This window comes from Nocardia thailandica NBRC 100428, from assembly GCF_000308795.1.
Lineage (GTDB): Bacteria > Actinomycetota > Actinomycetes > Mycobacteriales > Mycobacteriaceae > Nocardia > Nocardia thailandica.
Map to the genome: position 1 here is coordinate 1 of NZ_BAGK01000161.1, position 10,773 is coordinate 10,773.

Sequence of the window (10,773 nt, forward strand, 5' to 3'; positions counted from 1 at the left end):
TGACCAGCGTCAATTTCGCCACCCGCGCGGAGAAGGACGCCATCGCCGCCGCGATCGGGCAGTTCCGTTTCGCGTCCGGGTTCGGCAAGACGCTGTCGCGGCTGATCCGGCACGGTATCGGGGTGCACCACGCGGGCATGCTGCCCAAATACCGCCGCCTGGTCGAGAAGCTGGCCCAGGACGGCCTGCTGAAGGTCGTGTGCGGCACCGACACCCTCGGTGTCGGCATCAACGTCCCCATCCGCACCGTGCTGCTGACCGGGCTCACCAAGTTCGACGGGGTGCGCACCCGCCGGCTCAAGGCGCGCGAATTCCATCAGATCGCCGGGCGCGCGGGCCGCGCGGGCTACGACACGATGGGCACCGTGGTCGTGCAGGCCCCCGAACACGAGGTGGAGAACGCGCGCCTGCTGGCCAAGGCGGGCGACGATCCCAAGAAGCAGCGGAAGGTGCAGCGGCGCAAGCCCCCCGAGGGTTTCGTCTCCTGGAGCGAGGAGACCTTCGACCGCCTGGTCGCCGCGCAGCCGGAGCCGATGGTGTCGCGATTCTCGGTCACCAACGCCATGTTGCTCAACGTGATCGCCCGCCCGGGCAACTGCTTCCAGGCCATGCGGCACCTGCTCGAGGACAATCACGAGCCGCGCGCCGCGCAGCGCCGCCACATCCTGCGCGCCATCCGGCTCTACCGCGCGCTGCGCGATGCCGGTGTGGTGCAACAGCTCTCCGAGCCCGACGCCACGGGCCGCATGGCCCGGCTCACGGTCGACCTGCAGCGCGACTTCGCCCTCGATCAGCCGCTGTCGCCGTTCGCCCTGGCCGCCTTCGAGCTGCTCGACCGCGACAGCCCCACCTACACCCTCGACGTGGTCTCGCTCATCGAGTCGACCCTCGAGGATCCGCGCCAGCTGCTCATGGCCCAGCAGCACCGGGCCCGCGGCGAGGCGGTGGCCGAGATGAAGGCCGACGGCATCGAGTACGAGGAGCGCATGGAACTCCTCGAGGAGGTCACCTGGCCCAAGCCGCTGGCCGAGCTGATCGAGCCCGCCTTCGAGACCTACCGCGCGGGGCACCCGTGGGTCTCGGAGTTCGCGCCGTCGCCCAAGTCGGTGGTGCGTGACATGGTGGAGCGCTCGATGACCTTCGCCGAGGTGATCTCCTTCTACGAGCTGGCCCGCTCCGAGGGCGTGGTGCTGCGGTATCTCGCCGACGCCTACCGCGCGCTGCGCCGCACGGTCCCCGACGCCGCGCGCACCGAGGAACTCGACGACCTGACCGAATGGCTCGGCGAGCTGATCCGCCAGGTCGACTCGAGCCTGCTCGACGAGTGGGAGCAGCTCACGGCGCCGGGGGCGGAGAACGACACCGAGCAGGTCGCCTTCGGCGCCGAGCAGATCCGCCCGATCACCGCCAACGCACGCGCCTTCCGGGTGATGGTACGCAACGCGATGTTCCGCCGGGTCGACCTGGTCGCGCGCCGCGACTGGGCCGCCCTGGACGGCCTTGGCACCGGACCGGACTGGGAGGCCGCGTTCGAGCCCTACTTCGCCGAGTACGACCGGGTCGGCACCGGCCCCGACGCCCGCGGCCCGCAGCTGTTCCGGGTCGAGACCCGGCCCGGCTTCTGGCACGTCCGCCAGACCGTCGACGACCCCGCCGGTGATCACGGGTGGGCGATCGAGGCGGTGGTGGATCTGGCCGAATCGGACGCCGCCGGTGAGGTGGTGTTCGACGAGGTGAGTGTGACCGCGGGCTGATGCGGGCACCGGTCATACCGATCCCGCATGATCGCAGGAGGGACGAAGTTTGGCGGATTCGTTTTTGGGTAGGGAGCGCTGGTAATCTCTCCCGGCCGCCGACCGAAAGTTCAACTATGCCCGAATCCCCGTACCTTGTCATCTATCCAGAGCAGGTGCGTTCCAACTACCGAGCACTCGCCGCCGCGGTCGCGGCGTACCCGACCCGCACCCGGATCCGGTACGCGGTGAAGGCCTCCCCGGTGGACGAGCTGATCGCCCTCCTCGATGACGAAGGTGCGGAGTTCGATGTCGCCAGCATCGGCGAGATCGACCAGTGCCTGGCGCTGGGCGTCGACCCGGCCCGCGTGTGCTACGGCAACCCGATCAAGAAGGCCGCCCACATCGCCCGCGCCCACGCGCTGGGGGTGCGCCGCTACGCGTTCGACACCGAGGACGACCTGAACCGCATCGCCGAGCACGCGCCCGGCGCGGAGGTCGAGTGCCGGTTCCTGTCCTCGGCGCCCGCCTCGCGCACGCCGTTCGGCACCAAGTTCGGGTGCAGCCCCGCCGAGGCGTATCGGCTGCTGGTGCGCGCGCGGGACCTCGGCCTGGTCGTCGCGGGCCCCTACTTCCACGTGGGTTCGCAGCAGCTGGACCCGGCCGCCTGGCGGATCGGCATCGAGCAGGCGGGCCGGATCGTGCACGCCCTGGCGGACAAGGAGATCGAGGTCTCCTCGGTGAACGTCGGTGGCGGACTGCCGATCTCCTACGTCGAGACCGCGCCCGGGCTCGCCGACGTCGCCGCCGCCATGACCGCCGCGGCGGCCGAATTCCTGCCCGCGGGAACCGATCTCGTGGTCGAACCCGGCCGCGCCCTGGTCGGGAACGCGGGCACCATCCACGCCGAGGTCGTCGGCGTGCGCACCGCCCCCGACGGGCGGCGCTGGGTGTATCTCGACATCGGCCGCTACAACGGCATGGCCGAGACGGAGAACGAGTACATCGCCTACCGGTTCGTCACCGATCGCGACGGCGATCCGGTCGACGAGGCGGTGGTCGCCGGTCCGACCTGCGACGGAGACGATGTACTGTATCAACGCACGAAGGTCCTTCTGCCGACCACGTTGCGAGCCGGTGATCGCGTTCAGATCCTCGACACCGGCGCCTATACCGCGAGTTATTCGTCGGTGTCCTTCAATGGTTTTCCGCCCTTGACCGTGCATGTCTCGGGCGCTGAGCGAGAGTGAGGTTCGCCTTATGACGGCGGAATTCACCGGTTGGCATGTGCTGGCCGAGTTCGGTGGTGTCGACGCAGCCCTCTGTGACGATCTCGAACGACTCGAATCGGCGTTGCGTGAGTCTCTGCTCGCGGCGGGCGTCACCATCTGCGATGTCGTTCACAAGAAGTTCGAACCGCAGGGGGTGACCGTCCTCGCGCTGTTGTCGGAGTCCCACGCCTCGATTCACACCTATCCGGAGTCCGGCGACATCTTCGTCGACGTCTTCACCTGCGGCAGCATCGGCGCCGGTGCGACCAAGGCCGTCGAGGAGCTGCGGGACAAGCTGTCCCCGGCCGAGGTGAAGATGAAGGTCGTCCAGCGCGGCCACGGCGCCGAGAAGATCGAGGAGCCGGTGGGCGACGGCCTGACCCGGATCTGGGATCTGCACGAGGTGATCGTCGACACGAACACCCCGTTCCAGCACATGGTGATCGCCCGCACCGAGCAGGGCATCTCCCTGTTCTCCGACGACGACCGCCAGTCGACGGAGTTCTCGCAGGTCACCTACCACGAGGCCATGATGGTCCCGGCGTTCGTGCTGGCCGAGAAGCTGGACAAGGTGCTGATCATCGGCTCCGGCGAGGGCGTCGCCTCGCAGATGTCGGTGGCGGCCGGGGCGACCCTGGTCGACCACGTCGACATCGACCAGCTCGAGGTGGAGCTGTGCGCCGAGCACCTGCCCTACGGCTACACCACCGAGGAGCTGACCGCCGCGGTCAAGGGCGAGGGCCCGATCCACGTGCACTACGCCGACGGCTGGGACTTCCTGGCGAACGCGCAGTCCTCGGGCACCCGCTACGACGTGATCGTCATCGATCTGCCCGACGAGCGGGTCGAGGACGCCCAGCACAACCGGCTCTACGAGTCGGAGTTCCTGTCGCGCTGCAAGGCGCTGCTCGCGCCGGGCGGCGTGCTGTCGGCCCAGGCGGGCTGTCCGACCATGTGGCGCAACGAGACCTTGAAGCGTTCGTGGGGCCGTTTCCACGAGCAGTTCGCCACCGTGGTGCCCTACGGCAGCGACGAGCACGAGTGGACCTTCCTGTTCGGCCTGAACGAGCAGATCCAGGACCCGGTCCGCGGCATGACCGACCGGCTGGCCACCCTGCCCTACCGCCCGGAGACCATCGACGCCCGCGCGCTCGAGCGCGGCGCGATCGAGCCGCACGCCCTGCGCGCGTAGCTCCCGGCGCACCGCACCGACCGCGGGCCGGCGTCCTCCCTCCGGGGCGGGTCGCCGGCCCGCGGTCTTTCGCATTCCGCGGACAGCCGGCACCGGAGGGGGGCACACTCGGCGCAAGCGAATCGAGGTTGGCTGATGGTGACACTCCGATCCGGCGCCGTGCGCATGCCGGTGTTCCGTCCCGTGGCCCGGCGTCCCCGGCTGGACGCGGTGTCCGCGCTCCCCGTCCCCGCGCTGGCGCGGGCCTTCGCCGACGCGCCGTCCACGACGCAGGCCGACCTGACCCGGCTCGACGGCGACCTGGTCCTGCGCTCCATCGCGGGCACCGGCACCGCGCTGCTGCGCCGGATCCTGGACCGGCCCTCGTTCTTCTGGGCCGGGAAGTCCTTCCAGCCCACCGACGGTGGCTACGCGACCGGCCACAACGTCTTCACCGTGCTCGGCGGCGCGCGCGCCCTGCCGTTCACGGCGTCGGTGGGTCCGTCGAGCATCGACGGCGAGCCCGCCGTGCTCATCGACTACGACGATCCCCGGGTGCCGGGCTCGCGGCTCATGCGGCGGCTGCACGACGAGATGCGCGAGATCGAACCGGATCTGTGGCTGGGCCCGAGCATCGTGCGGACCGGGCGACGGCGGGTGATGGGCTGGTTCGCCCTCGACGGCACCGTGCCCTTCGGCTCGGCGAACTGAAACCGGCCGCGCCACACCGCTTTCCGCGGGCGAACGGCGGGCCGCGATCCGGAGATCGCGACCCGCCGTTGCGCTCTGTCAGGAGCCCGACGCCGCCTTGCGCGCCGCGTACTCGGCGACGTCGACGCCACCGACACCCCAATTCCGCAGGGGCACTTCGTCGATCACCACGTAGGTGCTGTCGGGATGCTTGTCCAGCACCTCCTGCAGCAGCGAGGTGACCCCGGCGATCAACCGGGACTTCTGCTCGTCGGTGACACCGGTGTCGGTGACCTTGATGTTGACGTACGGCATGGTGATTTCCTTTCTACGCCGCTCTTCCGGAGACGAACCCGCCGTCGACGGGAAGGATGTGGCCGGTGACGAACCCGGCGTCGAGCAGGTACAGCACGGCCGCTGTCGTGTCGGCGACCTCGCCGATGCGATCCAGCAGCGCCAGCTTCGCCGCGGCCGCCGCGTCGCCGTCGCCGAACAGCGGGGTGCGGATGATGCCCGGGGCCACCGCGTTGACCCGGATGCCCGCGCTCGCCAGTTCCGCGGCCAGCGCGATCGTGAGCGCGTGGACGCCGCCCTTGCTGACCAGGGGCGCGGCGGCGGGCAGCCCCGCCGTGGCGTGGTCGATCAGCACGGTGCCGAGATTCACGACGGCGCCGCCGTCACCCTGGGCCAGCAGCCGGCGCACCACCGCCTGGGTGACGAGGAAGGTCCCCTTCAGGTTGCCCCGCAGGTAGTGGTCGAGCTCGTCCTCGGTGACCTCGACGAACGGACGCGCGGCGAACTCCCCCGCGCTGTTGACCAGGGCGTCGACCCGGCCGAACCGGGCCAGCGCCGTGTCGACGAGCGCGGCGCCCGTGGCGGGGTCGTCGATGGGCCCGGCGACAGTGGCGACCCGGTCGGGCGCGCCCAGCTCGCCGGCGACGGCGGCGAGCCGATCGGCGTCGCGGCCGTTGAGGACCACGGCGTCGCCGCGGCGGACGAGCGCGGCGGCGACATCGCGCCCGATTCCGCTGGAGGCGCCGGTCACGACGACCGTGCGGGGTGTGGACATGGTGGCGGGTCCTCTCGATATACGACCGGTCGTCTCGGAACGGTCGTGAACGACGGGCCGGGGTGGCCCGGTCCGGGTCAGGGGCGAAAGTAGTCGTCGAGCAGGCGGCGCAGGCACTTGGCCAGCGGTTCGAGGCTGTGGTCGATCTTCATGCGGATGACGGCGCCCTCCCAGGATTCGAGGAGGAGGTCGGCCAGGTCACCCGCGTCGATGTCGCCGCGCACGCTGCCTTCGCGCTGCGCGGCGGCCAGCTGGGCGGCCATCCCCGCGCGCCAGGCGGCCCAGGCCGCCGACAGCGCCCGGCGCAGCGGTTCGCTGTCCTCGACCTCGGCGCCGAGGTTGGCCAGCAGGCAGCCGCCGGCGAACCCGTTGGCCGCGAATTCCGCGGCCTGGCGATCGAAGAAGGCGCGCAGCCCGGCCATCGCGTCCGGGGCGGGCCCGAACGCCTCGGCCATCCCACGTCGCACGCACTGCTCGTGATAGCCGACGACGGCCTCGGCGAAGGACTCCTTGGAGTCGAAGTAGTTGTAGAACGACCCCTTGGGCACGCCGACGCGGTCGAGGACCTGTTTGATCCCGGTGCCGTGGTAGCCCTGGGCGAGCAGTTCCGCGGCGCCCTCCTCGATGAGCGCCTGCCGGGTGTCCTCGCTGCGACGCGGTCGTGCCATGCGGCAACTATACGACCGGTCGTCTTGGAATGGAAGCCCCCTCCCCACCCGCCGCTCAGCCGCGCGGCGCGCCCGCGCCCGGCGTGCTCGCGGCGACGAACCCCGACAGGTGCCCGGCCGCGAACTCCGCGGTCGACCAGTCCGCGTCCAGAACCGGACCGAGCCACCGGTAGGTCAGCACCTCCGGCCGGGCCGGATCCGGCCGGACCAGCGCGTACTCCGGGCCCTCGAAGTCGTCGAGCACCCGCCACTCCGCTGCGGTGAGCCCGTGCAGGAGCCTGCCGCGCACGCGCGCGCCCGCGCCGGCGACCAGCCCGGGGTAGACCCGGCCGGTCAGGGCGGCCGCGCGCCAGTTGGACAGGGTCAGCGGGCTCAGGTGCGGACAGCGACCCAGCAGGGCGGTCAGCACCTGCGGGAACTGGAGCGTGCCGTAGGCGAACAGGACGTCGCCGGGAGCGCGGTCGGCGGGCCCGAGGGGCGCGGGGGTGGCGGTCACGGGCGGACCTCCTCTCAGAACGGCCGCTTGGAGCGGATGACCGCGGCCAGGTACTCGTAGTCCTCGGCGCGGGCCGAGGAGGCGCGGAAGGCAAGCCCGATCGTGCGGCCCGGCGCGGGGCCGGCGAAACGGGCGGTGTCCAGTGTGCCCCGCGCGGTCTCGGCGGGCACGGCCATCTCCGGCAGCAGGCTGACCCCGAGCCCGCCCGCCACGCACTGTACGACGGTGGCCAGGGAGGCGGCCCGGGTGTCGCCCACCGCCCCGGGCGCCACCTCGGCCGTGCGGCACAGCTCGAGGGTCTGGTCCCGCAGGCAGTGCCCCTCGTCCAGCAGCAGCAGCGGCAGTTCGGCCAGCGCGGCCACCGACAGGTCGGTGCGCCCGGCCAGTTCGTGCCCCCGCGGCGTGACGAGCACGAACTCCTCGGTATAGAGCGGGATCTCGACGAGACCGGGCGCCTCGGTGGGCAGGGCGAGCAGGGCGACGTCGAGCACGCCGGTGCGCAGGCCCTCGAGCAGGCGCGCGGTCTGGTCCTCGACCACCTGCGGGACCAGCCCGGGCACCTTGCGCCGTAACTCGGGCAGCAGCTGCGGGAGCACGTAGGGCGCGACCGTCGGGATGATGCCCATCCGCAGCGCGCCGCCGAGCCCGTCGCCGGTGGCGGTGGCCACGAACCGGTCGGCCGCCTCGAGGGTCGCGATGGCCTGCGGCAGCAGCCGGGTGCCCGCCGCGGTGACGAGCACGCGGCGGGTACTGCGCTCGATGAGTTGCAGCCCCAGACCGTTTTCCAGGGCGGCCAGCGCCTGCGATAGTGTGGGCTGACTCACAGCCAAACGTGCGGCGGCGGTACCGAAGTGGCGGTATTCCGCGATCGCCACGAACGCACGCAGCTGCGAGAGGGTCGGCTGATAAGTCTGATCACTCACACCTATCAGTCTAGTGCCACCGATCACCTTTACCTTTCAGTACTCTTTGGGCAAGATCGACAGCGACGCGCAGACGCGGCGCGACCAACCACGACGAGGAGACGAAGAGAGCATGGCTCTGCTGACCATCGGCGACCAGTTCCCGGCCTACAACCTCAAGGCCGTCATCGGCGGCGACCTGTCCAAGGTCGACGCGCAGCAGCCCGACGACTACTTCACCCAGATCACCTCCGACGACCACGCGGGCAAGTGGCGCATCGTGTTCTTCTGGCCGAAGGACTTCACCTTCGTGTGCCCGACCGAGATCGCCGCCTTCGGCAAGCTGAACGACGAGTTCGCCGACCGCGACGCGCAGGTGCTCGGCGCCTCGGTCGACAACGAGTTCGTCCACTTCCAGTGGCGTGCCCAGCACGAGGACCTCAAGACCCTCCCCTTCCCCATCCTGTCCGACCTCAAGCGTGAACTGGCCACCGCCACCGGCGTTCTCAACGCCGACGGTGTCGCGGACCGCGCCACCTTCATCGTCGACCCGAACAACGAGGTGCAGTTCGTCTCGGTGACCGCCGGTTCGGTCGGCCGCAACGTCGACGAGGTGCTGCGCGTGCTCGACGCCCTGCAGTCCGACGAGCTGTGCGCCTGCAACTGGAAGAAGGGCGACCCGACCATCAACGCCGGCGAGCTGCTGTCCGCGAGCGTCTGATCCTCTTCTCCCCCACCGTTTTCCAGATCCACCGGAGGTAGTCCCCCACCATGAGCATCGAGAACCTCAAGAACTCCCTGCCCGAGTACGCCAAGGACCTCAAGCTCAACCTGTCCTCGATCGCGCGCACCACCGTGCTCAGCGAGCAGCAGCTGTGGGGGACCCTCCTGGCGTCGGCGGCGGCCACCCGCTCGGCGACCACCCTGCGGGAGATCGCGGAGGAGGCCGCCGACACGCTGTCGGCCGAGGCGTACGAGGCGGCGCTGGGCGCGGCGTCGATCATGGGCATGAACAACGTCTTCTACCGTGGCAAGGCCTTCCTCGAGGGCCGCTACGACGACCTGCGCGCGGGCCTGCGGATGAACATCATCGGCAACCCGGGCGTCGACAAGGCCGACTTCGAGCTGTGGTCGTTCGCGGTGTCCTCGATCAACGGCTGCGCGCACTGCCTGGAGGCGCACGAGAAGACCCTGCGCGAGGCGGGCGTCTCGCGTGAGGTGATCTTCGAGTCCCTGCGCGCGGCGGCCATCGTGGCCGGCGTCGGCCAGGCCGTCGCCTCCACCGAGGCCCTCGCCTCGGCCGCGGTCTGAGTTCACCCACACCCGCACGGCCCCGTCCCCGGTTCCCCCGGGGGCGGGGCCGTGGCCGTGTGCGGGCTCACCGTGTCGCCCTTTCCGCGGCCGCGAGGCCGCCGGTAGCGTGGCGGGCATGAACGCACAGGTACCGGAGGACGCGTCGACGCAGGTCGAGGTCGTGCGGGTGTTCACCGACGCGGCGGGACGATTCGGCAACCAGCTGGGCCTCGCCCGGGCGGGCGACGTGGCCGCGCTGGACAAACAGGAGCTGGCGGCGCGGCTGAACTTCAGCGAGACCGCGGTGTTCGAGGACCCCGTCGGCGGGGTCGCGCGGGTGCGGATCTACACCCCCACCGTGGAACTGCCCTTCGCGGGGCATCCCACCGTGGGCACCGCCTGGTGGCTGGGCAACCAGGGCCATCCGGTCAGCCGCATCGACGTCCCGGCAGGCGAGGTGGCCGTCACCGAGACCGACGGGCTGACCTGGATCACCGCCCGCGCCGAGTGGGCGCCGCCGTTCACCTTCCACGAGCTGGCGGGCCCGGACGAGCTGCGCGCGCTGGTGCCCGCCGACATCACCGAGGGCGAGCACTACTTCTGGACCTGGACCGACGAGGCGCGCGGCGCGGTGCGCTCGCGCATGTTCGCCCCCGACCTGGGCATCGCCGAGGACGAGGCGACCGGGGCCGCCGCGGTCGCGCTGACCGCGCTGCTGCGCCGCGGGCTGATCATCACCCAGGGCGAGGGCTCCCAGCTGTTCACCGAGTGGGACTCCGACGGCTGGGTGCGCCTCGGCGGGCGCGTCGCCGAGGACCACGCGGTCGTCCTCTAGCCCGCCGGCTCCGCGCTCAGGCCGAGCCGAACCGGCGCAGCCACGGCGGCCGCGCCGTCCAGTGGCCGCGCCGGTGCGCCGGGGTCTGCGCCACGCCGAGATCGCCGAGCACGCGGGCCTCGAGCTGGCGGGGCGGGGTGCGCAGGTCCTGGTGGGCCAGGACCGCGAGCAGGTGGTAGACCGCGCCGACGCGGTCGAGGAACTGGTCGCGGCGCGGGACGGGCAGCTCGGCGAGCCTGCCCTCGATGTGGTGGCGTTCGAGTTCGGCGACCGCGTCGAGGGCGTAGGCGTCGGCCAGCCCGAGGACGACGCCGCCGGTGAGCCGGCCGGTGACCCCGGGCGTGCAGCGCCCGGCCAGGCGGTCCACGCTCTCCCCCAGCCAGCGGTTGACCACCGGCAGCCGCACACCCAGCTCCCGTCCCAGCGCCCGGTAGGTGCGGCCGCCGTAGTAGGCGAGCACGAACGCCTCGCAGTTGCTGTCGAGCGGGTCGGTGAAGCCCAGCCGCGCCGAGGCCGCCAGCCACGGCATGTCGTCCTCGTCGTGCCGGTCGAGGCGCAGTCGTTCGACCGCGAGCCGGTGCACGTGGGCCAGCAGCCAGGCGGTGGCGTCCGGGCCCGCGGGCGCGCCCCGCGCCTCCGGCGGCC

At 71.4% G+C, this 10,773-nt stretch carries 13 protein-coding genes; 7 read left to right on the forward strand and 6 right to left on the reverse strand.

The window, feature by feature from the left end; genetic code table 11:
- From ON36_RS16885 to ON36_RS16900, 4 genes are all read left to right on the forward strand, one after another.
- The coding region (locus ON36_RS16885; protein ID WP_043654084.1) for a DUF3516 domain-containing protein at positions 1 to 1,754 on the forward strand (1,754 nt) is incomplete at its 5' end.
- Between the two features lie 116 nt (positions 1,755 to 1,870).
- Positions 1,871 to 2,983 (forward strand): type III PLP-dependent enzyme, encoded by a 1,113-nt coding sequence (locus ON36_RS16890; protein WP_043654087.1) that lies wholly within the window; start codon positions 1,871 to 1,873, stop codon positions 2,981 to 2,983.
- A gap of 10 nt (positions 2,984 to 2,993) precedes the next feature.
- Complete coding sequence (speD, locus tag ON36_RS16895; protein WP_043654089.1) at positions 2,994 to 4,196, forward strand: adenosylmethionine decarboxylase; 1,203 nt, start codon at positions 2,994 to 2,996, stop codon at positions 4,194 to 4,196.
- 135 nt (positions 4,197 to 4,331) lie between these two features.
- A complete protein-coding gene (locus tag ON36_RS16900; protein WP_043654092.1) occupies positions 4,332 to 4,886 on the forward strand; it encodes a hypothetical protein in 555 nt (184 codons plus the stop codon).
- Positions 4,887 to 4,964: 78 nt separating this feature from the next.
- Here the strand turns inward: ON36_RS16900 and ON36_RS16905 are convergent, their stop codons facing one another.
- The 5 genes from ON36_RS16905 to ON36_RS16925 form a co-directional block, all read right to left on the reverse strand.
- The gene (locus ON36_RS16905; RefSeq protein ID WP_043654095.1) at positions 4,965 to 5,180 is read right to left on the reverse strand and encodes a tautomerase family protein; all 216 of its coding nucleotides are present in this window, start codon (positions 5,178 to 5,180) and stop codon (positions 4,965 to 4,967) included.
- A gap of 13 nt (positions 5,181 to 5,193) precedes the next feature.
- Positions 5,194 to 5,934, reverse strand: a complete 741-nt coding sequence (locus ON36_RS16910) for an SDR family NAD(P)-dependent oxidoreductase (RefSeq protein ID WP_043654099.1) — start codon at positions 5,932 to 5,934, stop codon at positions 5,194 to 5,196.
- Between the two features lie 77 nt (positions 5,935 to 6,011).
- Positions 6,012 to 6,602: a TetR/AcrR family transcriptional regulator gene (locus ON36_RS16915; protein WP_043654102.1), complete on the reverse strand. Its 591-nt coding sequence runs from the start codon at positions 6,600 to 6,602 to the stop codon at positions 6,012 to 6,014.
- Positions 6,603 to 6,657: 55 nt separating this feature from the next.
- On the reverse strand, positions 6,658 to 7,098 hold the full coding sequence (locus ON36_RS32795) for a gamma-glutamylcyclotransferase family protein (RefSeq protein WP_052314071.1): 441 nt from the start codon (positions 7,096 to 7,098) through the stop codon (positions 6,658 to 6,660).
- Positions 7,099 to 7,112: 14 nt separating this feature from the next.
- Positions 7,113 to 8,021 (reverse strand): hydrogen peroxide-inducible genes activator, encoded by a 909-nt coding sequence (locus ON36_RS16925; RefSeq protein WP_043654105.1) that lies wholly within the window; start codon positions 8,019 to 8,021, stop codon positions 7,113 to 7,115.
- Positions 8,022 to 8,133: 112 nt separating this feature from the next.
- On the opposite strand from ON36_RS16925, the gene ON36_RS16930 reads away from it, so the two are divergent.
- The 3 genes from ON36_RS16930 to ON36_RS16940 all read left to right on the forward strand — a co-directional run bounded on the left by ON36_RS16930 (position 8,134) and on the right by ON36_RS16940 (position 10,128).
- Positions 8,134 to 8,721: a peroxiredoxin gene (locus tag ON36_RS16930; protein ID WP_043654107.1), complete on the forward strand. Its 588-nt coding sequence runs from the start codon at positions 8,134 to 8,136 to the stop codon at positions 8,719 to 8,721.
- A gap of 50 nt (positions 8,722 to 8,771) precedes the next feature.
- Positions 8,772 to 9,311 (forward strand): alkylhydroperoxidase, AhpD family, encoded by a 540-nt coding sequence (gene ahpD, locus ON36_RS16935; protein ID WP_043654110.1) that lies wholly within the window; start codon positions 8,772 to 8,774, stop codon positions 9,309 to 9,311.
- A 118-nt stretch (positions 9,312 to 9,429) separates the two neighbouring features.
- Entirely contained in the window at positions 9,430 to 10,128 is a 699-nt protein-coding gene (locus ON36_RS16940) for a PhzF family phenazine biosynthesis protein (RefSeq protein WP_052314072.1), read from the forward strand.
- A 16-nt stretch (positions 10,129 to 10,144) separates the two neighbouring features.
- Here the strand turns inward: ON36_RS16940 and ON36_RS16945 are convergent.
- Positions 10,145 to 10,773 (reverse strand): RskA family anti-sigma factor (locus ON36_RS16945; RefSeq protein WP_043654113.1); only part of this gene is annotated, 629 nt, incomplete at its 5' end.